Source organism: Microcoleus sp. Pol12B5 (assembly GCF_036701335.1).
In the GTDB taxonomy this organism is placed as follows: Bacteria; Cyanobacteriota; Cyanobacteriia; order Cyanobacteriales; family Microcoleaceae; genus Microcoleus.
Genome location: NZ_JAUBQQ010000003.1, coordinates 107471 through 133896 on the forward strand (window position 1 = coordinate 107471; position 26426 = coordinate 133896).

Here is a 26426-nt window from a genome sequence, read left to right on the forward strand (position 1 = left end):
CTGCTGGTTAACTAAAATTAAATAAATCTGCGCCGGGACGCAGAATATTGGGTATAATTGGGCGATTTAACCAATGTCCTTCGGCATTTTTAATAGCCGTCAAAAAACTGGCACGCACGTATTTGTAACGCGCCTTTACTATGCCCTCTTCTTCTACTTTTATGTACAGACCCTCCATGCGATCGCTCTTGTCAGTCTCTTTCAAACACCGTTCTTCATCTAATCCCAATTCCCCGCAGTACAAACGCAACCGATCCAAATGTCCCGGTTGAATAAAATTAGATTTTTCCATAAAGTGCATCATTTGCTTGGGCGATTTCAGCACTCCAGAAAACAGCACGGGAACGGACACTAACGGCAGTCCGCTTAACAAATTGCGGCGGGATTCTGTACTCAAAAATTGATTTTTTTCTAAGTCGAGCACATCGTATTCCATAAAATAGTGCGGCAAAAAATCATAAAAGACAGTGTGTTTCGCATAAAGCCATTCGCCGTAAAGAATGTAGCGATTTCCCAGCACTTCTGCCAGGACTCCGCTGAGACTGAAAGCCCACTGTTTGAATAAGTTAAAATGTTTTTCCCTCGGCCCGCCGGTGAGATAGTGGCCGCGACTTTGCAGCAGCATTTGTCCATCTGGTGCGAAGCTGATGCCTGTATTAGCGCCGTCTACCTTTTCTTCAATCACTGTCGGGCGATCGATCAGGGCGCTAAATGGCACGCTGTCGAGGTCTTCATCACCCGGTTGGAAACGCGAACCTTCGATGTGATAAGTTCTAGGATATTTAACAATTTTGAGCATCAGCCAATCCCTTTTAGATTTTAGATTTGAGAGGCGACCCCATCCATGTTTGATTTTAATTTTAGATTTTAGACTTTAGAGGCGACCCAATCTATTTAACCATTATAATGGAAGGAGCACAAAGGAGCGTGTAAGTTGAAAACTCAAAATTTCCAGAGCATATCATCAGCAATCGCTGGGGTTCTATTAGTAGGCGCGCTACTCATCGGTTTAAACTCTTTTGTCATCATCAATCCAGGCGAAGCAGGGGTAGTCAGTGTTTTAGGAAAAGCCAGAGATGGAGCATTGTTAGAGGGGTTTCACCTCAGACCCCCGCTTATCTCCAAGGTAGATGTGTACGATGTAACAGTGCAAAAATTTGAAGTTCCCGCCCAGAGTGCTACTAAAGACCTTCAGGATTTAAATGCCAGTTTTGCGATCAACTTTCGCCTCGATCCTGCGAGAATAGTTGATGTCCGAAGGACTCAAGGAACATTGGAGAATATAGTTTCAAAAATTATTGCTCCTCAGACGCAAGAAGCATTTAAAACAGCGGCTGCACTGAGAACCGCCGAACAATCTATTACTCAAAGAAGTGAACTGAAGCGAGACTTTGATACTGCGCTGAAGGAAAGGCTATCCAAGTATGATGTAATCGTGCTCGATACGAGCGTTGTTAACATTCGATTCTCCGCAGATTTTGCGAAAGCGGTTGAGGAGAAACAGGTTGCTGAACAGCGGGCGCAAAGAGCTGTTTATGTGGCTCAGGAAGCAGAACAACAGGCTCAAGCTGATATTAACCGCGCTCAAGGTAGGGCGGAAGCTCAAAGGCTATTGGCTGAAACTTTGAAGGCTCAAGGCGGCGATTTAGTGCTGCAAAAAGAGGCGATCGAAGCTTGGAGAAGCGGCGGCGCTCAGATGCCAAAAGTGCTGGTTATGGGATCAGGTTCTAGTCGGGTTCCTTTCATTTTTAATATGAGCGATATTCAGGAAGAACCCGATCACCCGCAAGTGACCAACAATTAAAATATGACAGAGAGTAACAAACCCGGTGTCTGGGAAAATATTGGCTTTGCTAACCAGAAATCTCGCAATAAACCGGGTTTCCTCCGAAAGCGCACATAAGTCCTATGAGAGTTGCGGGAATATGCTACACTTCTGAAAGCCACAATATAACGACAGTTTGAAACCTGTCGCTATAAAAGCGAAGTCCGCAATTAACACGCAGGCAACACACTCATTTTAGGAAGCAAGGAAAAATCATGACCCGCGCTATAATGGAAACCGACAAAGGCACAATCAATTTGGAATTGTTCGATGCGGATGCGCCTAACACAGTGAAGAATTTTGTTGACTTGGCGGAAAAAGGTTTTTACGATGGATTGGCTTTTCACCGAGTCATTCCTAACTTTATGATTCAAGGTGGCTGTCCAAAAGGCAATGGAACGGGCGGGCCCGGCTACAAAATAAAGTGTGAAATCAACTCGAACAAACATTTGGCAGGAACTTTATCGATGGCTCACGCAGGTAAAGATACGGGTGGTAGCCAATTCTTTATTTGCCATTCTCCCCAGTCTCATCTAGATGGAGTTCACACAACTTTTGGCAAAACTGAGGATATGTCTGTCGTCAATGCTATCCGCCAAGGTGACAAGATTATTTCGCTCAAAATTGAGCATTAATTTTCTCTAATTAGTTGCGTTTGCAATAAGGAATTTAGTCCTTATTGCAAACAAAACGTGTGAAATTTAAGAGTTGTAAAATCTCAAATTTATGACGGTTATCAATGATTATGCTGTGGTGACTGAGTTAACTGAACTATATTTAAAATACGAAAAAGCTCTTTGTACGAATGATATTGAAACTCTTGATAATTTGTTCTGGGATGCGCCGGAAGTCGTGCGGTTTGGGGTGACGGAGAACCTCTACGGGAGCGATGAGGTGAGGGCTTTTCGCAAAGGACGATCGCCTGTAAATGTCGATCGAGAAATGTTCAACCTCAAAGTCGTGACTTTCGATGCAGACACGGCGGCTGTGACGCTGGAATTTCGCCGTGTAATGGATGGAGTGGTGCGGCTGGGGCGGCAAAGTCAGATGTGGCGCAAGTTTCCGGAAGGGTGGAAGATTATTTCCGCTCACGTTTCTTTGTTGTCGATGGAGGGATGAGCGGTGACATACCTCAGATCAAGGTGAAATAATTTCCCTAGTCGGTATTTGAATTTGATTATTGTTGAGCCATTTAATTCGGCAGATCTTCTTTTTTTCCTTGACTATTAGTGCCTCTCTCTGCCTTGTCACCTATCTTCTGCTTTATTGCTTCTCCACTTTTGCAATAGCTTCCTCATTACCGCTATTTTCCCTACTCCCATCCCCTAATACAGTTCATACTTGAGCAAAGTACACGGAATCGAGCCATTAAAAACCGGAATTCGCCGCGATGTCCTGAGTCCCACCTTTTTACCCAACTCCTTATTTCCAGTCAAAATAAAGGCATTCCAACCTTTAAAACGATTCTTGAAAATATCCCCCAACATCTTGTACAAATCTCCCAATTCGCTAGCATCTCCCAGCCTTTCTCCGTAGGGAGGATTGCAAATCAAAACACCTCTGTCTGCGGGTGCTTCCAACTGAGATAACTCGGTTTGAGCAAACTGAATTTTACCGGAAATACCAGCTTGCTGCGCGTTCGTGCGAGCTTGAGTTAACATATCGGAATCGCGATCGCACCCTGCAATCACCTCTTTAAGTTCCGGTAATTCGCTGTTTTCCGCTTCGGCCCACAATTTATCCCACAAAGGTTCATCAAAATCCCGCCAACTCATAAATCCAAACTTTTCTCGAAACAATCCCGGTGCAATATTCAAGCCCTTTAAAGTCGCTTCCAAAGGCAAAGTTCCAGAACCGCACATCGGGTCTAAAAACGGCAAATCTGGCGTCCATTCTGCCATCTCCAACAAAGCCGCAGCTAGGGTTTCTTTGAGGGGAGCAAGCCCCATCGCCGGTCGATATCCCCGGCGGTGCAAACTGCCGCCAGAACTGTCTAAACTTAAAATAGCTCTATCTTGATGAATGTGAAGGTTAATTAGCAAATCTGGATGCTCTACATCAACATTAGAACGCTTGTTAAATTGCAGGCGCTGTTGGTCGGCGATCGCATTTTTGACCTGCAAAGCTGTAAAGTGAGTGTGGTTCAAGTTTTCGTTGCCACCGGTGCAGTTTACTGCTAAAGTATTGTCGGGATATAAGTATTCGTCCCAAGGGATTTTCTGCACTTCGCGGTAGAGCATATCCGAGTTGTAACACCGGAATTCGGCGATCGGCATTAGCACTCTAAAAATTGTTCTCGACCAAAGATTGACGCGGTATAATAAAGCCCGATCGCCCGCAAAGTAAACCCCTGTAAAATCTGGCTTAACATCCTGCGCCCCTAAACGTTCTAATTCTTGGGCGGCAATAGTTTCTAAACCGCGCGCAACTGTAGCAAAATATTGATTCATTGATAATTGGTAATTGGTAATTGGGAATTGGTTTTTATCGATCGCCCTAAATTATATCAAATCCGGTACCATCGGAATTGTAAAATCGAGTCAACAGTCAACAATCACGGACGTTGCAACCGGAATTGATCTAATTAATCTGCGTTAATCTGTGTTTATCTGCCCTCATCTGCGGTTAAAAGAAGAGAATTTCTGAACCGCAGATGACAATGGATGGACGCGGATAAACGCAGATGAAGAGAAGAGAGATATGAATAATTCTTACTCCTCCGGGTGGGTTTCCGCGAACCTCACCCTTGCAAGTCACAAACTGTCAGTAATACTCGTGAAATTAAAAGCTTTCACGCGCACTCCGGGCACGACACTACCGCCGTAACGCTTCACCGCACTAACTGCATCCACATCGCGCAACATATCAGGTAAAACTTGATTGAAACGCAGGTTTTTAATCGGGTAAGCAATTTTGCCATCCTCAATCCAAAAAGTACCGTCGCGAGTCATTCCCGTTACTTCCAATGTTTTCGGATTAACGTAGCGCACGTACCAAGCTCGACTGACGAAAATTCCTCGCTCGGTTTGAGCAATTAAATCTGCTAAACTTTGGTCGGAACCTGTCATTACGATCGGGTAATAAGCACCTTTCGCCTCTTTGCCTTTTTGTGCGGCCCAGTAGCGGGAATAAGACAAACTTTGAGGGACGCCATCTTTGATGATTTCCAAATAGTTATTGCTCAATCCGTCGCCGAAAAAAGTATTCGATCGCAACAAAGGATGAGCCGGATCGCGCTGCACTTGCACTAACGGGCTGAAAAGTTGTTCCCCGGCGCGGTTTCCCGCTGGTTTTCCCTCTGCATCAGCGATCGACATAAACGATCGCCCCTCATCCGCCGCCCTCGCATCCAAACTCCAAATTACCCATGGTAGCAAATCCGCAAAAGCAGCACCGTCAAAGATTACAGGATAAATGCCGGGAGTGACTTCGCGGGGGTTGCGGGATGCGATCGCCCGATCGAGCACTTGTTCTGCTAATTGGGCGATCGGCAATTCGTTGATACTCCAAGCAGTGCTCTGAGCCCAACTAGAACCGTCTTCAACGCGAGCAGTAAAGCTGAAATCCGCATTTGTAGACTGGTTGCAGGCGCGGAGTCCGGTTGACGAGGCGATCGCGTACAGCGACGCATCAGCGCTCAAAGTTCCCGAACCATGAGCGCCCCCCTGGGAGGATCTCGCGCACGCTTGCTGCACCATTTCGGCCCGTGCTAGAGGCGATACAGTTGCCGTTGCTGTGTCGAATGCGGGCGATCGCAAATCGTAGGTTTGAGGCGGCAGCAGCGGCATCCATTCGGGGTCTGCCGGCGCAATTCGGGCCAATTCTTCCGATCGCTTGACTGCGGAGGCGATCGCATCTTCATCAAATTCTGTAACAGCAGCAGAGGCACTTTTGTTACCGAAATAGCTAGTAATGCTCAGGCTAAATACTGTTTTGCTGATATTTTGGCTGATTTGATTTTCCGAGAATCTCGAAAGAGATTCCTCGCCAGTAGAGAGACTGACAAATACTTCCTCTGCTTTGGATAATTTGACTGCTTTTTCTACTACAGATAAGGCTTGGTCTTCACTTAAAAGTGCGGGAGATGTTGTTACAATCATAATTGGTAATTAGGCATTGGGAATTGGGCATTGCGAATTGGGCATTGGGAATTGGGCATTGGGAATTGGGCATTGTTAGCAATTAACTAATAACTAAGAACCGATGCCCCATGCCCCATGCCCTATTACCCAATTTGAATATCCCTCACTCGCACGGGCACACAAGCGTGAGTCATCTGAGCCACCTGCACCGGCTCGCCCTTTCCGCATATATGAGTACCGCACTGAACCAGCTCCGAAGCCGGCCCTATCGCATCTATTTGATTCCAGAAATCAGTAGTCATCGCCTGATAAGTTACATCCTTCAACATACCGACAACTTTACCTTTTTCCACCTTCCAAAAAGCATCGCCGCCGAATTGAAAATTGCGTCGCTGCTGGTCAATCGAATAACTACCCATACCGTCAATTAAAATCCCGTCTTCCGTATCAGCAATCATCTCTGCCAAAGTAGCAGTATGGCTGCCGCCATCCGGGCCCGGCTCCAACCCCAAATTGGGAATTCTCACCATCGGCACGCTCGACCAACTGTCAGCGTAAGCAGAACCGTTGCTGCTACCGCGTCCCAGGCGATAAGCCGTCTCTCTGTCAGTGAGATAATCAACTAAAATTCCATCCTTGACAACGTACCACTCTTGTGATTTTACGCCCTCATCATCGTAACCCATTGTACCGCGGCCACCTGGTTGAGTGCGATCGCACTTAAAATTCACCCAAGGTGCAGCATATTGCAGTTTATTTAACTTATCAGTAGTAGCAAAGCTAGTGCCAGCAAAATTAGATTCGTAGCCGTAAACCCGGTCTAATTCAGTGGGATGACCTACAGATTCGTGGATTGTCAAATACAAATTTGTCGGCTTAAGAATCAGGGATTTACAAATACCAGCAGGGATTTTAGGAGCGTGGACTTTCTCAATAGCTTCGGCCGCAACTCTTTCGACTTGACTCAACAAATCATCGGGATTAATATGTTCGTAACCGATATTCAGCGGCGGGCGTTCGTAACTGCGACTTTGGGCATCTCCGCCCGCAATTGCCGTACAGTCAAAACCCGGATAGCTGCGGTAGATTGTTTGTTCGATTAGCGAGCCTTCTGTAGAAGCAAAAACCTTGTCTTCGCGGCTGGACTGCAAAAAAGAATCAGCTTTTTTGATGCCTTGTGCGCCGTGTGCTAGCAGTTGCTCGTTGATAGTTAGCAGCAGTTCAGCTTTCTCCGCAATTGGTACAGAAAAAGGGTCAATGGCGATGGGAGTTACATAGGTATCGACATATTTTTTGACTGGTACTAACCGCACCGGTTCCTTCTGAGTTAAGCGGCTGCCTTTAGCGATTTCTACAGCCAAAGCGACTATTCTTGCAACCTCTGCGGGTGTTTTGCTGTGACTAGCGGCAAACCCCCAAGCGCCGTCTAGAAGTACTCGCACGCCAAAACCCGAACTTACATTATCTGACAGTTGACTTAAAGATCGATCGCGCGCGTAAAGATTCTGCCTTCGGTAAGTGCAAAAACGCACATCACCGTACTCGCAACCTGTTTTCCGAATCAAATCTACAGCCAAATTTGCTAACTCGTTACCAGAGATTTTTGCAGTTAATTGCACCATAGTTATTCGTCATTCGTCGTTATTTGTCAATTATTATAGCGCTTTTTAATTTTTTGAACGAACCGCGAAGACGCCAAGGACGCGAAGGAAGGAAAGAGAGAGGTCTTTCTCATATTGTTTACGGTTGTTTCGGAATGATTAAACCGCAGAGAACGCAGAGACCGCAGAGGGAGAAAAGAGAGAGATAAATAATTCTGGCGCCAATGAATTTGATGTCATTTCTAAGTGGAATTTTTACCTAAAAACATCTTCTTCTTTCTCTTCCTTCGCATCCTTGGCGTCTTCGCGACTCGTTAAATTCTACTCCATTTCCTGCAAAACCCTTGTCAAAATTTCTACAAGGCGATCGATATGTTCTTTCTCAATTATTAACGGTGGCGACAAAGCAATAATATCACCAGTAGTCCGAATTAGCAACCCTTTTTCATAGCACTGAATAAAACAATCAAACGCCCGTTTTCCCGGCTTCCCAGCAATAGATTCCAACTCAATACCCGCCACCAGTCCCAGATTGCGGACATCAATTACGTGCCGCACTCCCTTCAAAGAATGCACTGCATTTTCCCAGTAACCAGCCATCTTATCGGCTCGTTCAAACAGCTTTTCTTCCTCATAAATATCCAGCGTCGCCAAAGCAGCCGCACAAGCCAGAGGATGACCAGAATAAGTATAACCGTGAAAAAGCTCGATCGCATTTTCAGGAGCATTCATAAAAGCATCATAAATGCCTTCTTTCACAAACACCGCCCCCATCGGCACCGTACCGTTAGTTATCCCTTTCGCCGCCGTCACAATATCGGGTACCACCCCAAAATATTCCGTTGCAAAACTAGAGCCTACGCGCCCGAATCCGGTAATTACCTCATCAAAAATCAGCAGAATTCCGTATTTGTCGCAAATCGCCCGCAGTCGCTCCAAATAACCTTTCGGGGGAATCAAAACACCTGTAGAACCAGCCACCGGTTCCACAATTACCGCTGCAATATTAGACGCATCGTGCAAAGCGACAATCCGCTCCAATTCATCCGCCAAATGCGATCCCCATTCCGGTTGTTGGCGGCTGAAAGCATTGTGTTCGAGATTGTGAGTGTGAGGCAAATGATCTACCCCCGTTAGCAAACTGCCAAAAAACTTGCGGTTTGTACCGATACCGCCGACAGAAATTCCCCCAAAACCAACGCCGTGATAGCCGCGTTCCCTCCCTATCAATCTTTGGCGAGTTCCTTCACCTTTTACCCGGTGATAAGCAATCGCAATTTTCAAAGCAGTTTCTACAGATTCCGAACCGGAATTAGTAAAGAAAACGCGATCGAAATTGCCCGGAATCATCTTTACCAAACGTTCCGCCAATTCAAAAGCACCCGGATGTCCCATCTGAAAAGCCGGAGAGTAATCCAAACGCAAAACCTGCTGTTTAACTGCTTCGGCAATTGTCTCGCGGGCGTGCCCTGCATTCACGCACCAAAGCCCCGCAGTACCATCTAAAATTGAGCGGTTATCATCGCTTGTAAAGTGCATATCTTTGGCAGAAACCAATATTCGCGGATTCGCTTTAAACTGTCGATTGGCAGTGAAGGGCATCCAGTAAGCGTCCATATTTGTCATGTTTTTTTATCCTTTTATATTGATACTTCTGCATCCAAACTATAGCTTGTGGCTGAGTATCGCTCGCCAGACGCTTATTATAACTTTACAAATATCTTTTTTAAACGAACCGCGAAGACGCAAAGAGCGCGAAGGAAGAGAAGAAAGAGCTTTTTCTCATTTCCAAGTATAATCTTTACCTGAAAACATCTGCCTATCTTCCTCTTTCTCTTCCTTCGCGCCTTGGCGGTTCATTAAATAGATATTCTTTAATTAACGATCGCCTCCACAGACTCATGGTGCAACAAACCATTCAGCATTTGGGCCGGTTGCTCCCCGTAAGGCCACGCGAAAGCATGGCGGAAAGCAGCATTTTGACAGGCTTGCAATTGCCGAAAATCAATGATATCCAAAGTTAATAAATTCTCGTACTCGAAAGGCAGTCGCACGTTGTGCAATCCCGCGTTGTCAGTACAAATGGCAATATCGACACCAGCTTCAAAACATCGATCGAACACAACCTTCAATTCGCGCATATCCTGCAACGTCCCCGTTTTGAGATAGGTAGTCGGGCAAACTTCCAAGCATTGACTCCTGCGCGCGACTTCTGGCAGCAGTTCGGGATATTTTAAGGGAATTTGAATCCCGTGGCCGATACGCATCAGATAAGGCAGAAGTTCGGGATAACAGCCAGAGGTAGTTTCGTAGAGGTGGCCGGTAGTTTTGATGCCGATCGACCTCGCGTACTGGTACAATCCGACAAACTCCTCCAAACGCTCGCCAATACAATCATCGCCGCCAGCTATATCGATCGCACAAACATATTCTCCCATTTGCGCCGCCAAATCTACGATCGCCCGATTCACTTCATAAGGCAAACGCGAGTGCATACACAAAATTTGGCTAGTAACAATCGGACAATCGCTAATTTGACTGGCCTTGCCCACAACCTTGACAATTTCTGCCATCAAATCAATGCGTTCTGACTGCTCCAAATGTTCTGGAGTCCGCAAATAAGGCGTATAGCGCAACTCCAAATAAGCCAGATTTTCAAACACGTAAGCGCCCCGCATCAACCGATAGATGAAATAAGGCAACGTCTCAACAGTTTGAACGCTTTCTACCAGCGTGTGCAGTTCCAAATACTCATTGAGAGTATTGCGCGGACGAGTGTAAAACTCCTCAAACTCCGAGTATTTCGGAAATCGATTAACCATCTCAGCATTGTGGCGATCGGAATACCGCCACAGCACCCTAGGAACAACAGAACCACCCAGATGGCGGTGCAACTCAGCGTGTAAAGTCATGGCAACAAAGCCTCTATTTTCTCAATGTTAACAAAAATTAATTAGTCAGTAGTCAGCAGTCATTAGTGATTAGTCATTAGTCATTGGTTATTTGTGAGTTCCAATGCCTAATGCCCAATAGACATCTCCGATAATTCTTGTGGAACAGGCCGGAAAGCCTGTTCAAAAAAGGCTTTTTGGGAGATTCCCCATGCCCCACGCCCCATGCCCCACGCCCCATGCCCGTATCTAAAATCTAAAATCCAAAATCTAAAATCTAAAATTGATTGACATTTAGGACGCATTCATACATAATCGGAGATTGTGTCAACCTGAACTGAACGCGAGAAACCCTTGGCTAACGTAGTTGTGATCGGCGCCCAGTGGGGCGATGAAGGAAAAGGCAAAATTACCGATTTGCTCAGCAAATCCGCAGATATCGTTGTCCGCTACCAAGGGGGCGTCAACGCCGGTCACACCGTGGTAGTAAACGGTCAGACTTTCAAGCTGCATTTAATTCCCTCCGGGATTCTCTACCCTGATAAAGAGTGTATTATCGGCTGTGGCACGGTCATCGACCCGAAAGTTTTAATTGCAGAGTTAGATCAGCTAGAGGCACTGAATATTTCGACAACCTCCCTGATGATTTCGGAGACGGCTCACGTCACGATGCCCTATCATCGATTAATTGATGTAGCATCGGAAACCCAGCGGGGAAATTATAAAATCGGGACGACGGGACGCGGCATTGGCCCTACTTACGCCGACAAGTCGGAACGCACTGGCATTCGGATGCTAGATTTAATGGACTTGGAAGGGTTGCAAGAACAACTGGAATGGACGATTAATTGTAAAAATGTCCTTCTCGAAAAACTCTACAATTTGCCGCCTTTAAATCCGCAAGACGTAATTGATGAATATCGAGTTTATGCGGAACGTTTGCGCCCGCACGTAGTAGATAGTTCCCTGAAGATTTATGAGGGAATTCACAAGCGGAAAAATATTCTGTTTGAAGGCGCTCAAGGCACTTTATTAGACTTAGATCACGGTACTTATCCTTACGTTACTTCGAGCAATCCCATCGCTGGTGGGGCTTGTGTGGGAACCGGAGTCGGCCCAACAGCGATCGATCGCGTAATTGGCGTAGCAAAAGCTTATACAACCCGCGTCGGAGAAGGCCCCTTCCCTACCGAAATGGTAGATGGAATAGGAGCAGTTTTGGGCGAGAGAGGTGCAGAATTCGGCACGACAACGGGCAGGAAACGCCGTTGCGGTTGGTTCGACGCAGTAATCGGCCGCTACGCAGTCCGCATCAACGGCCTTGACTGTCTGGCAATTACCAAACTAGATGTTTTGGATGAATTAGAAGAAATAAAAGTTTGCGTTGCTTACGAAATTGACGGCGAAAAATGTGTTGATTTCCCGAAAAGTTCCCGGATATTTGCTCGGTGCCAACCTATTTACGAAACCCTTCCCGGTTGGAAACAGTCTACGGAAGAGTGCCGTAATTTAGAAGATTTACCGCCCCAAGCTTTGAATTATCTGAAGTTTTTGGCAGATTTGATGGAAGTGCCGATCGCGATCGTTTCTCTCGGAGCCAGCCGCGACCAAACTATCATTGTAGAAGACCCGATTCACGGCCCGAAACGCGCTTTGCTTTCAGCAGACGGTACTCCAGCCTAACCATTTTAGATTGGGAAAGAGTGAGGGGGAGATTGGGAAAGTTGGATAGGCCGAGATTCGGAGAATAGCCAAATTCCCAATTTCCAATTCCCAATCAATTATTATCAAATATTTAGCGAATTTAATTAAGTTCGATCGCTGTAGCATAAATTTGATAAAATGTGAAAACAATCAGCAGAAAGTGATAAAATGGAACTCGCAGTAGAATGTCAAAAGCGGGCAGAAGGCAGCAAACCTAACGCCCTCCGCCGCTCTGGATTGATTCCCGCCGTCCTCTACGGCCACAAAGGATCTGAATCCATTTCCCTTACCATCCCAGCCAAAACAGTTGAACACCTGCTCAAAAAGCACGTAGTCAACAATACCCTAATTGACCTCAGCATTCCCGACCTCTCTTGGAGCGGAAAAACCTTGCTCCGGGAAGTTCAAGTTCATCCTTGGAAGGGCTATCCTTACCACCTGAGCTTTTTCTCCGTGGCAACTCAAGACAGTCTGGAAGTTGAAGTGTCGCTGAATTTTGTCGGCGAAGCTGTGGGCGTCAAGTTAGAAGGCGGCATCTTGGATACCGTGCTGACGCAACTGGCAGTTAAGTGCAAACCTGACAGCATTCCTGAAGCAATTGAAGTAGATATTTCTAATTTAAAGGTTGGAGATGCGCTGCACATTCACGAATTAGTTTTGCCTGCGGGAGTGGTAGCTCTCGGCGAGCCAGATCAGGTGGTTGTTACCGTGCTGGGAATTCAAGCAGGTTCTGAAGCCGAAGACACAGAAACAGACGCAGCAGCTTGATTAGTAATTGCTAATAGTTGTTAACTAATTGTTGAAAAAAAGGGCGATCGCTTTCTCGCAAAAGGGCGATCGTTTTTTGCTAAAAAGGATATTCTAATTTGGGTTGGATCGCACATTTTGCACCCTTCTCAAAAACCGGCTTTCTGGTCTGTTCCACAAACAGTGAATTACTTTCTTGTGGGCCGTTGCTTCTAGCCCGCAGGTAAAAAGCCTATAGAAAAGGGTGCAATCTCCCTTGCCCAGGCCACAAGAAACCATCCCACAAGCAAGAGAACCTGCAGGGTTTACTTTTCTTTACAACACGGGCTATCGACCGGAAGGTACAAAAGTCTGGACTGGCGCGCAAATCCGCCATAAACCGTACTGATTCTTACATATTTAGCCGTAAAATCAAAAAATCAGCCGAGAATTCCCGTTCCTCGCCAGCACCGAGAGTCAAAAAAAATTAAGAATTGGGGGAACAAGCTCGCTACTCTTAGTGTCAAACGCGAGTATAATTGTGAAACGTTTTGACTACCCTATTTAATTCCTGCCTCTGGAGCCGCCGCCCATATGCCATCAACAGTGAATACAGAATCAACAGCGGTTCAATTTAACCAACAGGGAGAAACATACTTATCCCAAGGAAAAATAGAAGAAGCGATCGCATCTTGCGAGCAAGCTTTGAAGATTCACCCCAATTTTGCACCAGCTTACAAGACTTTGGGCAACGCGCTGCAAGCTCAAGGCAGGATGGAAGAGGCGCGGCACTGGTACGCTAAAGCGATTGAAATAGAACCGAATTTTGCGGAAGTATATGCGAATTTGGGCAGCCTAGGCGCGCAGCAGCAAAAATGGCAGGAGGCAATCGGATTTTATCAAAAGGCGATCGCGATTAAGCCGAATTTCGCGGGAGTGTACCGGAATTTAGCAAAAGTATTCGGACAAATTAGCAAACCGGAAGAAGCCCAGCAGTGCTGGTATCAAGCATTTAGTTTGGAACCGGAAAAAGTAGCGCCGGGGGAACACTTGAATATGGGCGACGCTTTTTTTCGCCAGGAAAAATTCCCCGAAGCGATCGCTTGTTACGATCGCGCCATAAAACTAAATCCTAATGTGGCGACAGCTTACCAAAATTTGGGCGAAGCGCTAAAAAAACAAGGCAAGTTAGAGGAAGCGACAGCATATTATCGAAAAGCTATTGAACTGAACGCAGCTAATGCGAGAAACGGCAGCGAGGGAGAGCAAACTTTGGCGGGTGCCACTGCGACAAACGGTGCAGTTAAGCAGCAGCCCGCAGCAACCACAGTGCAGCAGGCAGTTAAGCCGCCAATCCAGCCGCCAGTTAAGCCACCAGTTCAGCAGGCAGTTAATCCTACAATTAATATAGAAGATCCAGAAGCATACAAAATACTAGCAGAAGGCTATTTTGCTCAGGGCAAATTGGAACAGGCGATCGCAGCTTGCAAGAAGGCCCTGCAAATAAAGCCGGAAGCGCCGCTTTACAAAATGCTGGGCAACGCCCTGCAAGCTGGCGGCAAAATTGATGAAGCTAAAAGTTGCTATGTCAAAGCAATAGAAATTAACCCAAATTTTGCCGAAGCATACGCTAATTACGGCAGCATTTGCGCGCAGCAAGAACAGTGGCAGCAAGCGGTTTCTGCTTACGAAAAGGCGATCGCCCTGAAACCGGATTTTGCAGGTGCTTTCCGCAATTATGCGAAACTGTTGACGCAGTTAGGGAAGCCGGAGGCGGCGGCTGAGGCTTGGTATCGAGCATTTGCGATCGAGCCGAAATCGGGCACCGCCGAGGAACACGAGAATTTAGCCAAAACTTTGATCGAGCAAGGTAAGGTAGATAAGGGAATTGAGTGTTACCGACGCGCGGTTGAGTTGAACCCAAATGCTGGCGCAGCTTATCACGAATTGGGCGAAATTCTTAAGGGTCAAGAACAGTGGGAAGTGGCGGTAGATGCTTACAGCAATGCTATTAGAAATAATCCCGATCTTTCTTGGTCGCACAACAATTTAGCTGAGTCGCTGGTTAAGTTGGAACGGTGGGAGGAATCTGTAAATGCTTACCGCAATGCGATCGAATTAAATCCTGATTTTAGCTGGTCTCACAACAATTTAGCCGATGTGTTGCTGAAGTTGGAACGGTGGGAAGAAGCTGTAGATTCTTACCGCAAAGCAACAGAGTTAAATCCAGATTTCAGTTGGTCGCACAACTATTTAGCAGACGCGCTGATTAAGCTGGGAAGGTGGGATGAGGCAATTTCGGCTTACCAAAGGTCGATCGAACTCAATCCAGACCATTTTTGGGCGCACAACAATTTAGCAGAAGCGCTGGTGAATTTGGAACGGTGGGATGAGGCAGTTGTTGCCTACCGGCGTGCTAACGAAGTTAATCCGAATTTCTTCTGGTCGCAGAGCAAATTAGGCGACGTGCTGCTAGAAATGGAAAGGTGGGAGGAAGCGATCGATGTTTATCGGCGCGCGGCCGAGTTGAATCGTGATTTTCCGTGGACTTATTACAACATGGCAACGGCTTTTGAGAAGCTGGAACGGTGGGATGAGTCGATCGCCGCTTACCGCCGCGCTGCGGAAATTCAGGCTGATTTGCCGTGGCTTTCGCAAAAGTTGGCTGATGCTTTGAGGATGCGATCGCAGTGGGAGTTGAAGGAAGCGATGCATTTGTATCGGCGGGCGATTCAGGAGAATCCTGATGATGTGCAGTTGTATCACAAGGCCCTGGAGATTGCGCCGAATGATGCTGACCTTTATGTTGAGTTGGCTAATGCTTTGGTGCGGAAAAATTGGCCGGATGGGGCGATCGTCTTTTATCAAATGGCGTTGCAGATTCGGCCTGATGACAAGGCTATTTCTGGGCGGTTAGAAGAGGTATTAAAAAAAAAGGGTGTAAGTAAGGCGGCGGAAAAGAGCGATCGGATTCCTGGGGATGCTGTGGATTACCACAAATTAGGCGAGAGTCTTCAGGGAGAAGGTAGAATAGATCAGGCTATTGTCGCATACAAAAAAGCAATAGAAGTTAACCCGAATTACTTTGGAACTCACCACAATTTAGGAGACCTTTATCAGCAAAAGTACAAGTTGGATGAAGCGGCAGCTTCTTACCAGATGGCCATTGAACAGAATCCAGGCTTTGCGTGGTCATACCACAACTTAGGGGATACTCTTTTGCGGCAAGAAAAATTTGAAGAAGCCGCTGCCGCCTATCGCAAAGCCATTGAAATCGAGCCAAACTTTGCGTGGGCTAACTACAATTTGGGGCGAGTATTAAACCAACAGAATAAGCTCTATGAAGCGCTAGGTTACTACCAGAGAGCTAATGAACTAAATCCTCAATTATTTCCTCTAGACTTGGATGTTTTGCGGGAAGGGCTACTACAAAGCCAAGATGCTTATAGCAGGTGGCGGGCTCAGAATTGTCCCAGAGAAGCCGACTTGCGGCAGATGGCTGAAACAGTAAAATTGTTGAATTACAAGCCTCTGATCAGCGTGATTGTACCAGTGTACAACACGCCGGAAAATTTTCTGAGGGAGGCGATCGAGTCAGTTCGCAATCAAGTCTATCCTTACTGGGAATTGTGCATCGCTGACGATGCTTCAAGTGATCCTCACGTCAAGAAAATTTTGACAGAGTATGTGGATAAAGATGCTCGAATCAAAGTTGTTTATAGAACCAAAAATGGTCACATTTCCCGCGCATCTAATTCAGCATTGGAGGTGGCAGAAGGGGAGTTTGTTTCGCTGCTAGATCATGACGACTTGCTGACACCAGATGCACTGTATGAAGTGGCGTTGATGTTGAACAGCCATCCAGAAGCGGACATGATCTATTCCGATGAAGATAAGCTGACTGCTGATGAGAAGCTGATGGGGCCGTATTTCAAGCCTGATTGGTGTCCCGACTCGTTCCTGTCTCGGATGTACACTTGCCATTTGGGGACTTACAGGCGATCGATTATCAACGAAATTGAAGGTTTTAGAGCGGGTTTTGAAGGTGCTCAGGATTATGATTTGGTTTTGAGGTTTACAGAAAAAACTAACAAAATTTATCACATTCCCAAAGTCCTCTATCACTGGCGAATGCACTCGGGTTCGACTGCTAGCAGTTCGGAGGCAAAGCCTTATGCTTATCAAGCCTCAATGAAAACTCTGCAAGAAGCTATTGAAAGGAGGGGCGAACCGGGCAAGGTGGAGGGAGTGCCGGACTATTTAGGACACTACATTGTCCGCTACAAAATCGCTGACTACAAGCTGGTAAGCATCATAATTCCTACACGCAATCTCGGCAACATTTTAGATAAGTGCCTAGAATCTATCTTCACTAAGAGTCTGTACCCAAATTATGAAGTCATAGTTATCGACAACGGTAGCACAGAGTTAGAGACGGCTCAAGTAATTGCTAAATGGACAGCGAAGGAGCCCGATAGATTTACCTGTTACCCGTTCGACGTTCCCTTCAATTTTTCTAAGATTAATAACTACGGGGTTAGCAAAGCGCAGGGAGATTATTTGTTATTTTTGAATAATGATACAGAGGTGATTACTCCCGATTGGCTCGACGCGATGGTGGAGCAAGCTCAAAGGTCTTCTATCGGCGCTGTGGGAGTTAAACTGCTATATGCTGACAACACAATCCAACACGTTGGAGTTGTGCTTGGAGTTGGCGGCGTTGCCGGCCACATATACCTCGGTTTTCCCGCTAACTTCCCTGGATATTTCAGCAATGTGGTGGGGATGAACAATCTGTCAGCGGTGACAGGCGCGTGTTTAATGTGCCGCCGTGAGGTATTTGAGAGTGTGGGGGGATTTGATGAGGAACTAGCAGTTGCCTATAATGATGTGGATTTATGCTTGAAAATGCTTGAGCAAGGCTATCAAAATATTTACGTGCCTCATGTTTCTCTCTACCACCACGAATCAAAAAGTCGTGGTTACGAAGATACGCCGGAAAAGAAAGAAAGGTTGCAAAAAGAGGCAGATACTCTAGGAAAAAGATGGCAAAAATTTATTGAAAACGATCCTTGTTATAGCCCGCATTTAACTAGGGATCGTCAGGATTTCAGCATTAGAGCATAAGACCAGGCAGACCAAAAAGTAAAGTACACAATAATTTTGTAAATATGAATAACTCATTACTAGTGCATGAAGAGACTGCTTCTAATTATTTTCACAGAGGCAACCTTCTGAAACAGTCTGATAAATTAGAGGAAGCCGCCGCCGCCTACCAGCGGTGTACTGAACTAAACCCAGATTTTTCATGGTATCACCACAATTTGGGTGAAGTTTTGGCGAAATTGGGGCAGCGGGATGGGGCGGAGAAAAGTTACCGCACGGCCTGCGAACTTAACCCGAATTCGGCTTGGTCTTGGCATAATATAGGAGAGGTTTTAGAACAGCAGGGGAATCTAGATGAAGCCGTTGCTGCGTACCGCAAAGCTGTGGAAATATATCCAGATTTTTATGAGTTTTATAACAGCTTGGGTAAGGGTTTGTGTTTGCAAGGTCAACTGGATGAATCTATAAGTTGTTTGCGAAAAGCGATCGAACTTGACCCAGAATCGGCTTTGCCTTACCAAAATTTGTGGGAGGCTTTGGCAAGACAGGGGCGGGTTGATGAAGGGATTGAGTGCTTGCGTCATGCGATCGATCTAAATCCGGGTGATGGGGAATTGTACTTGAAGTTGGCAGAGGCTTTGCAAGGTAAGAATGATTTAGCAGAAGCCGTGGGTTATTACCGAAAGGGGATTCAATTAAAACCAGATTTCCATTGGCTTTACTATAAATTGGGAACGGCTTTAGCGACACAGGGTCAATGGGAGGAGGCGATCGCAGCTTACACGAAGGCTGCTGATTTGGAACCGGGCTCGGCGATCGTCCACCACTATTTGGGGCATACTTTGTCGAGGGTGCAGCGGTGGGAGGAGGCGATCACATCTTATCGGAAAGCGCTTGATATCGTACCGGATGCCGCTATAGTTTCCCAGCATTTGGGGGATGCGTTGACGACGCTGGGAAGATGGGAGCAAGCGGTAGGGGCATACCGGAATTCGGTTGAAATTGAGCCAAATTCGCTGGAGGCTCAGGATCATTTGGGGTTTGCTCTATATCAGTTGGGGGAGTATGATGAGGCGATCGCAGCTTATCGCAAGGCTTTGGAAGTTGCTCCCAATTCGGATGTTGTTAATTTCCATTTAGGGGATGCTTTGTGCTCGCGGGGGAGGGTACAACCGCTTCAAAAAGATATTGAAGCAGATTTAGATGCCGCAGTGAACTGCTATCGCAGGAGTATTGAACAGAATCCCAATAATTTGGAGGTTTGTCAAAAGGCTTTGGAAATTCAGCCGGACGATGCGGAGTTGTATTTGCAGTTCGGCAAGGCTTTGGCACAGCAAAATCAGTTAGAGGGCGCGAGCGTGCAGTATCGCCATGCTGTGGAGTTGAACCCGGAGTTATGGGAGGCTCACCATTATTTAGGGGAAGCTCTAGTAAAACTGGGACGGTGGGAAGACGCAATCGCCTCCTGTCGCAAAGCAATTAAGCTTATCCCCGATGTGGCTGTGGTGTATTACCACTTAGGGCAGGCCTTAACCGCACTGCAAATGTGGGAGCAAGCTGTAGTTGAGTACAGCCATGCTATTAAACTTGAAGCGAACTCCGTTGCGTATCAGCACGGTTTAGGGTATGCCCTAGCTAAAGTTAAGCGCTGGGATGAGGCGATCGCCTGTTACCATCGTGCTATTGAACTTAACCCAAACTTTTTCGACTCAATCTACAACTTAGGGGAAGCACTAGCCCAACAAGGGCAAATTGAGGAAGCTATCGGTTGTTATCATCGCGCTATTGAACTTAACCCAAACTCTTTCGAGTGTCTGCATAAGCTAGGGGAAATACTAGCTCAACAAGAGCAAATTGAGGAGGCGATCGCCTGTTACCATCGTGCTATTGAACTTAACCCAAACTTTTTCGACTCAATCTACAACTTAGGGGAAGCACTAGCCCAACAAGGGCAAATTGAGGAAGCTATCGGTTGTTATCATCGCGCTATTGAACTTAACCCAAACTCTTTCGAGTGTCTGCATAAGCTAGGGGAAATACTAGCTCAACAAGAGCAAATTGAGGAGGCGATCGCCTGTTACCGTCATGCTGTTGAACTTAACCCACAATGCTCTTGGTTACACCAAAAGTTAAGAAAACTACAAGCACAAAAAGGTAAGACAGATTTTGAAGGCCACCTAGATTTTGCAACATCAAATTATGTATCAGGCTGGGTACGAGATCATAACGCTCCCGACAAAGTTGTTTTTGTCGATATTTTTGTTGGTAATAACTTAGTGGGTAATTGTGCAGCCAACAAATTTCGTAAGGATTTAGCAAAAATATTTCATAATCATGGATGCTATGGTTTCTATTTTGAACTTCCATCCTCTTTGAACAGTCAAAGTGCTGTTGATGTTAGCGTTAGGATTAGTGAAAATGCTCAAAATTTACAAAAATCTCCTGTTTCATTAGTAATTGGTCCTAAAGGACAAAAACATGATAGCAAGGTTTTTGTAAAACATGGGTCTCTTGACTCCAAATTACTCTACAGGTCAAAAAATAAAAAAACATCACAAGACCTAGTTCAGCCAACTGTAGCAATAATTATTCTTAATCTCAACGCTGGAGAATTTTTAAATAAATTATTTCATTCTTTTGGGCTTTATAATTCCTATGAGTCAATAGAATTTTTGATAGTCGATCATGGCTCTGATGACGATAGTATTGATGTGTGCCAGCGTTGGTCAGAAACACTGCCAATCAAAATTATTGACAGGGGTGAAAACTATTCGTTCGCAAATTCAAATAATTTAGCTGCTAGTCAAACACAATCTCCCTTACTATTGTTCGTAAATAACGACATCACATTCTGTCAAGATATTATCCCGGAATTAGTTAATTTAATGCAAGATCCGGAAATTGGTATTGTTGGTATCAAACTGCTTGATGTCGTCCAATCTGGATCTTTAGCGCTACCACCAACGCAGCATCTGGGTGTCCAGTTCAATTTTTACAACCCTAATGAACTGTCTCGCCCATTCGAGGTGCGCTATACTCCGCAACTTCTGGATGTCCAGATGGCACCTTGGAAGGTTCCTGCTGTAACTGGTGCTGCTATGATGTGTCGCCGAGAGGATTTTCTCGCGGCTGGCCAATTTCAAGAAAAGTATTTCTACGGGTTGGAAGATGTGGACTTGTGCGTTTCCTTCCGACAATTTCTAGGCAAAGAAATCATATGTGCCAATCACCTAACAGCTTTCCATCATCGCGGTTTGACGCGCTTCAGCGGAGGGAAAGGATTTGACAAGAGGATGGGAAACAACCGCTCTGTGTTTGACAGTCGCTTTGGCTATTTAGTTCGGCGGAGTCATTTGCGCGATTTTTTTGAGAATCCTCTGTTCTGGACTTCCCATCCAATGCGAATAGGTTTTGCTGTAACTGAAGCAGACATGGCGGCATCTGCTGGCGACTATTTTACAGCTTTTGAGTTGGGCGAACAACTTGTTAGGGAATTCGGTTGGGAGGTTTTTTATTTATCCGAGGGGCCGGATTGGTATGACATGACTATGTTGGATGTGCTGGTGGTTATGCGTCATAACTATGATTTGCGGCTGTTACACAATACCAAGCCAACTCTTGTAAAAGTTGCTTGGGCGCGTAATTGGTTTAAGGGATGGGATTCCCAGAAATGGTCTGGGGACTATGACTGTTTCTGGTGTTCCTCAGTCAGGGGCACAGAATACATCAAGTCGAAGTTATCTAAGCAAGTCAATTTGTTGCGTATTGCCAGTAATCCAGAGCGATTTTCTAGCGGTCGATTCGATCCTAAGTTCAAATCAGACTATTGCTTCACTGGCAGCTACTGGCAAGCGGAAAGAGAAATTATAAAATTTTTAGACCCGGATGCTTTGCCCTTTAACTTTGCTTTGTACGGTCACAATTGGGAGAATGTTATAAAATTCAAAAATTATTATCGGGGACCAGTTCCTTATACCGACTTGCCTAAAGTTTATGCTTCTACCAAAATCGTGATAGATGATGCCAATTCAGTAACGAAAGAATGGGGTTCGGTAAATTCTCGTGTTTTTGATGCCCTCATGGCTGGTACTCTTGTGATTACCAATGGCAAGTTGGGCAATGAAGAAGCTTTTAACGGTCTGTTACCTACTTACGACTCGCAAGAGTCCCTTGAAAAATTACTGTCTGAGTTTTTGACAGACGAAAACAAGCGCTTAGAACGAGTTGCAAAGCTACAGAAAATTGCCTTAGAGCAGCATACTTATAATAACCGCGCCCATACGGTTTTCGCTCTCCTTAGAGACAAAATCTGTTCTACCTTCCGCATCAGTATTAAAATTGGTGTGCCGAATTGGGAAGTTGCTAATGAATGGGGGGACTATCATTTTGCGCTGGCGATGAAACGAGCTTTTGAACGCAAGGGACACTCGGTTCGGATTGATATTCTCCCTGATTGGGAAACGCCTAAAGGCTTTGGTGACGATGTGGCGATCGTGTTGCGGGGTCTAAGTAGCTATAAGCCCAAGCCTTACCACATCAATATCATGTGGAATATAAGTCACCCTGATAAAATTTCTTTGAGCGAGTACGAGCAGTTCGACTATGTGTTTGTTGCTTCATTGCTGTATGCTGAAGAATTGAAACAGACATTGAAGGTGCCTGTGGCACCGCTTCTACAATGTACTGACCCAGACTTGTTTTACCCAGACAAGTCGGGGATTGAAAAGGTGGGTGAGATTTTGTTCGTCGGCAATTCCCGGAAGGTTTACCGCCACATCCTCCGCGATGCTATTGAGAGTGGTCTTGCTGTTGATGTGTACGGTACGAATTGGGAGCCATTCTTGTCGCCTGATTATCTCAAAGGTCAGCACATTCCCAATGAGGTGCTCCGACGCTACTATACGCGGTGTGGCGTTTTGTTAAATGACCATTGGGAAACGATGCAGAAGAAGGGGTTTATCTCTAACCGCTTGTTCGATGCTGCCGCTTGCGGTGCGGTGATCGTCTCTGATAAAATCTCTGGGTTGGAGGAAGTGTTTGATGATGTGATTATCACTTACAGTTCACCGAAAGAACTTCCCGCAATTGTGCAAACCTGTCTCGCTCGCCATAGCGACACTGTTCAGAAGCGGCGGAAATTATCCCAAAACATCCGCCAACACCACACATTTGAGAAGCGTGTGGGCGAAATGCTCACGGTGATTGAACAGCTTAATGCAGAAAAAATGCGTCCTACATCAATCTCTAATGCTCATTAACATTACAATCACAAGAGACGACAATTATGATTGTATTTTAAAGCTGGCTATACCAGGAAACTTCAATTTAATTTAAAAATTATTCCCAGGCTCATCAGTGATTATCTGATGAGCAAGCACCAACCTCCTAGAGTTGAGGGACTTATGGAAATAACAGACCAAAATATCTCACCACGTTTAGGCCCTAGCCATCCTAACGGTATCAAAAAAGTCCAAATAGGCTGCGGACCTCACAATATTCTGACTGACTGGTGGAACGTAGATATCCGACCCTTTCCAGGTATAGATGGGGTTATGGATGTCACACAACCTTGGCCTTTTGCAGGGGTCGAGTACGTTTATGGAGAACATTTTTTGGAACATTTGAGCCTGGAAGGTGCTGTCGATTTTCTCAACAATGCTTGGAATAGCCTAAAACCCGGGGGTATTATAAGACTGTCCACACCCTCTTTAGAATGGGTACTGTCTACCCATTTCAACCTGTCTGAACCAAGTGTACAGCAGCGAATTTCATCGACATTCGCAATTAATCGAGCATTTCATGGCTGGGGGCACCAGTTCCTTTATTCTCAGGAGTTTCTTACCTCTCTGCTTGAAAACCTTGGATGGCGAGAAATTAAATATTGTGAATATGGAAAGAGTGAACAACCAGCATTGACAAAACTTGAGCGTCACGGTAGAGTATCGTTTTTTAATGGATATCCCTCTGTTTGGATAGTAGAAGCTATCCGAGGCGATTCTCCCTCCAACTCTGATATAGCAGCCTACAATAATTTTCTTGAACAATCATATATTAAATATGTCAGAGGTGGTCACTGACAAACCTGATAGATGAGTCTGCTCATTCAAATTTTCAGACCAAAAACAACAAAATCTTGGTACTGGGAAGTATTAGCTCGACTTCCCTCACACCAGTTACCGTGCTGAATTTTTTTCACCATCATTCCTTTCTTCTGAATGAGTTCGATCGCCCAGCTTTCATCAAAAGCAATGGCGTGTAGAGGGTCATGCTCGTTGTGGTAGAGCGAGAAATCAGTTAGCTGAAAAGGAAATGAGAGACCACTCTGTTTTTTTTCTATAAGTTCTCGTCGCTGCTCATTTAATAAAAAAAATGTTGCACAAACACTGCCACCAGGAAGCACCATCCGTGAAAAGCAATCGATATAATTTTCAATTTCAGTGGGCATCATGTGCGTAAAAACACTGGTCAAAACTATTAAATCCCCTTTTTTAACTAACTCATCCAATTTCACTGCTTCAGCACGAATTGTACCAGATGGATTGTAACGGGAATTATAAACATCTAAATGCTGAAAAGAAATTGAGGTCCTGCTGAGGTTTTCTTGGCACCAAGCGACGTGCCTTCTTAAAATCTCAAGACCGATGTACTTACCCGAAAATCCCTGCCTTAGCAATGCGTGTGCCAGTCTTCCATAGCCACTGCCTATATCAATCAAAGAAAAGTCACTTTGGAGTCCAGCGAGTGTTTGAATCTGCGTGACCAAATCATCGCCAATCGAGATAAAAAGTTCATCGCTTTCCTGCATGAAACGAAGCTCTTTCGGTGGTAAGGGTAATGAGTTCATTTTTTCACCAATAAAAACTACAAAGAACTAACAAAATTATATAGAGGGGGTGTTCAATATATATAATAAATTCTCACTTAAATGCTAGGGCAGTTGCATAAGTGGATTCTCCCAATTCTGCACACAAATCATCTATAATCATAAGCAAATCTAAAAGATGTCTATCTCTTGATTCATCAAAATTGTGAAGAACATCAGAAAGAGCTAGGTGATAAACTACTCCGCCCGTAAGGGTGACTTCTGCCTTGGGAAAATATTGATTTACAAAATATAGTATTCTCTCTGAATCCGCCGCTTCAGAAGGGTCTATTTGCATCAATTCTTCCACTTTAGGGCGCTTAATTTGTTTTGGCAATAAGTTATTTGGGTTTCTAGGATTAACCAAATAGTTTTCGGGAAGTACGCCCCTTACCTTAGATACCATCTCTAGCATTTTGTCAGACCATTGAAAACGACTCGGCCCGACATAATCATCCATATAAAACATTCCTCCTTTTGATAATACGTTATAACTCCATTTTATACTGGCTTCAACATCCAGCATATGATGTAGAGAATTATTCCAGTGAACGAAGTCAAAGGATTCTCTGTCCTTAACTATTTCAAAAGCATCTCCAATATAAAAATTAACTCTATCTTCAATACCAAGCTCTCTGGCTAACTTTCTCCCTTGCTCCACACGGATCTCTGAAAGTTCGTATAGCTCAAAAGAAGAAACAAGCCCTTGACGAATTAAGGTAATTTCTTTTTGTCCGTTGCCACATCCTACTGATACACCGCGTGAAAATGGGCAACAATCGCCAGCCATTTCTTTGGCACGTTGTGTGAGACCTTGAGAAAATCCCTCCAATGGTGAGCCAGCAATCTTCTCGTTTATATGCCTAATAATATGGGGACTTTGCCACCACCTCACACGCAATTCTACGCTTTCTTTGGCGACACGAGACCAATGAGACCCTATTTTTTCGTTGATACTGTTGTTATTTGAAGGCTGTCTCTGTTTTTTGCTCGTATTTTCCTTAAAGTTTAAACTATCTAAGTCTGACTGAATCTGGGTTGTATTAGAGCGCGATCGCTCCAAGTCGACCTGAATTTGCTGTAGCCGAAGATGCGATTTTTGAAAATCCATATAATTTTGCTCGAACTCTCCTTTGATAATGGATAATTGCTGAACAGATTCTAGCGAGTTAGTCCTACTTTAACCGCCAGAGTGCGACTCATTAAGTGTTTCCATTCTTCTAAATTAGTCAAAGATTCCGTATCGAGTTCGTAGCCTTTCTCTAAAGAAAACTTGGCAAAGCTTTCTAACCAGTTCACAACTGTTTCCGTTTTTGAAGAAGGTGTATATTTCAAAGATTGCTGTAGAGTTCGAGCCATCTGGGTCAGATTGCTATTGCAATAAGCATACCAGGCATCCCGCACTAGGAGTTGGTAGTGCATTTGCTTCTCTTCATTTGTCTGAGAGGATAAAGCTTGCTGAAACTGGGAGCGATCAAGTTGCTGGTGAATCTGCTGCTGCAATTCACTTTGAGTTTGGGCTAATTGAGCCTGTGATTCCTCCCATTGCTGGTGAGTTTGGGCTAATTGAGCCTGTGATTCCTCCCATTGCTGGTGAGTTTGGGCTAATTGAGCCTGTGATTCCTCCCA

Annotated in this window: 16 protein-coding genes and 1 pseudogene; 8 read left to right on the forward strand and 9 right to left on the reverse strand. The window is 45.2% G+C overall.

The annotated features are described in order from the left end of the window. Nucleotides 1-7 precede the first annotated feature (7 nt). Nucleotides 8-799: an RNA ligase family protein gene (locus tag QUA24_RS02825; RefSeq protein ID WP_333227029.1), complete on the reverse strand. Its 792-nt coding sequence runs from the start codon at nt 797-799 to the stop codon at nt 8-10. Between the two features lie 135 nt (nt 800-934). Here QUA24_RS02825 and QUA24_RS02830 point away from each other — a divergent pair, with 135 nt between their 5' ends. The 3 genes from QUA24_RS02830 to hpxZ all read left to right on the forward strand — a co-directional run bounded on the left by QUA24_RS02830 (nt 935) and on the right by hpxZ (nt 2944). After that, on the forward strand, nt 935-1804 hold the full coding sequence (locus QUA24_RS02830; protein WP_333227031.1) for a prohibitin family protein: 870 nt from the start codon (nt 935-937) through the stop codon (nt 1802-1804). Between the two features lie 236 nt (nt 1805-2040). Further along, the gene (locus QUA24_RS02835) at nt 2041-2460 is read left to right on the forward strand and encodes a peptidylprolyl isomerase (RefSeq protein WP_332982885.1); all 420 of its coding nucleotides are present in this window, start codon (nt 2041-2043) and stop codon (nt 2458-2460) included. Between the two features lie 91 nt (nt 2461-2551). After that, entirely contained in the window at nt 2552-2944 is a 393-nt protein-coding gene (gene hpxZ, locus QUA24_RS02840) for an oxalurate catabolism protein HpxZ (protein ID WP_333227033.1), read from the forward strand. 206 nt (nt 2945-3150) lie between these two features. Here the strand turns inward: hpxZ and QUA24_RS02845 are convergent, their stop codons facing one another. From QUA24_RS02845 to QUA24_RS02865, 5 genes are all read right to left on the reverse strand, one after another. Further along, nucleotides 3151-4275 carry a THUMP domain-containing protein gene (locus QUA24_RS02845; RefSeq protein WP_333212994.1) on the reverse strand — a complete coding sequence of 375 codons (1125 nt, stop codon included), beginning with the start codon at nt 4273-4275 and terminating at the stop codon, nt 3151-3153. Between the two features lie 303 nt (nt 4276-4578). Further along, nucleotides 4579-5925 (reverse strand): TldD/PmbA family protein, encoded by a 1347-nt coding sequence (locus QUA24_RS02850; protein WP_333227035.1) that lies wholly within the window; start codon nt 5923-5925, stop codon nt 4579-4581. Nucleotides 5926-6050: 125 nt separating this feature from the next. Beyond that, a complete protein-coding gene (locus QUA24_RS02855) occupies nt 6051-7529 on the reverse strand; it encodes a TldD/PmbA family protein (protein WP_333227037.1) in 1479 nt (492 codons plus the stop codon). 300 nt (nt 7530-7829) lie between these two features. Next, the gene (locus QUA24_RS02860; RefSeq protein WP_333227039.1) at nt 7830-9134 is read right to left on the reverse strand and encodes an aspartate aminotransferase family protein; all 1305 of its coding nucleotides are present in this window, start codon (nt 9132-9134) and stop codon (nt 7830-7832) included. 248 nt (nt 9135-9382) lie between these two features. Further along, nucleotides 9383-10420, reverse strand: a complete 1038-nt coding sequence (locus tag QUA24_RS02865) for an adenosine deaminase (RefSeq protein WP_333227041.1) — start codon at nt 10418-10420, stop codon at nt 9383-9385. A gap of 333 nt (nt 10421-10753) precedes the next feature. Here QUA24_RS02865 and QUA24_RS02870 point away from each other — a divergent pair, with 333 nt between their 5' ends. From QUA24_RS02870 to QUA24_RS02890, 5 genes are all read left to right on the forward strand, one after another. Then, on the forward strand, nt 10754-12082 hold the full coding sequence (locus QUA24_RS02870) for an adenylosuccinate synthase (RefSeq protein WP_333227043.1): 1329 nt from the start codon (nt 10754-10756) through the stop codon (nt 12080-12082). A 189-nt stretch (nt 12083-12271) separates the two neighbouring features. Then, on the forward strand, nt 12272-12871 hold the full coding sequence (locus QUA24_RS02875; RefSeq protein ID WP_333227045.1) for a 50S ribosomal protein L25/general stress protein Ctc: 600 nt from the start codon (nt 12272-12274) through the stop codon (nt 12869-12871). Nucleotides 12872-13423: 552 nt separating this feature from the next. Continuing rightward, entirely contained in the window at nt 13424-17956 is a 4533-nt protein-coding gene (locus tag QUA24_RS02880) for a tetratricopeptide repeat protein (protein ID WP_333227047.1), read from the forward strand. Between the two features lie 44 nt (nt 17957-18000). Then, nucleotides 18001-23193, forward strand: a complete 5193-nt coding sequence (locus tag QUA24_RS02885; protein ID WP_333227049.1) for a tetratricopeptide repeat protein — start codon at nt 18001-18003, stop codon at nt 23191-23193. Nucleotides 23194-23223: 30 nt separating this feature from the next. Then, a complete protein-coding gene (locus QUA24_RS02890) occupies nt 23224-24012 on the forward strand; it encodes a hypothetical protein (protein WP_333159038.1) in 789 nt (262 codons plus the stop codon). Nucleotides 24013-24038: 26 nt separating this feature from the next. Here the strand turns inward: QUA24_RS02890 and QUA24_RS02895 are convergent, their stop codons facing one another. The 3 genes and pseudogenes from QUA24_RS02895 to QUA24_RS02905 form a co-directional block, all read right to left on the reverse strand. Beyond that, a complete protein-coding gene (locus tag QUA24_RS02895) occupies nt 24039-24779 on the reverse strand; it encodes a class I SAM-dependent methyltransferase (protein WP_333159040.1) in 741 nt (246 codons plus the stop codon). 73 nt (nt 24780-24852) lie between these two features. Beyond that, on the reverse strand, nt 24853-25908 hold the full coding sequence (locus QUA24_RS02900; RefSeq protein ID WP_333227052.1) for a class I SAM-dependent methyltransferase: 1056 nt from the start codon (nt 25906-25908) through the stop codon (nt 24853-24855). Nucleotides 25909-25958: 50 nt separating this feature from the next. Further along, nucleotides 25959-26426, reverse strand: a pseudogene (locus QUA24_RS02905) (chromosome partitioning protein ParA); the annotation flags it as partial.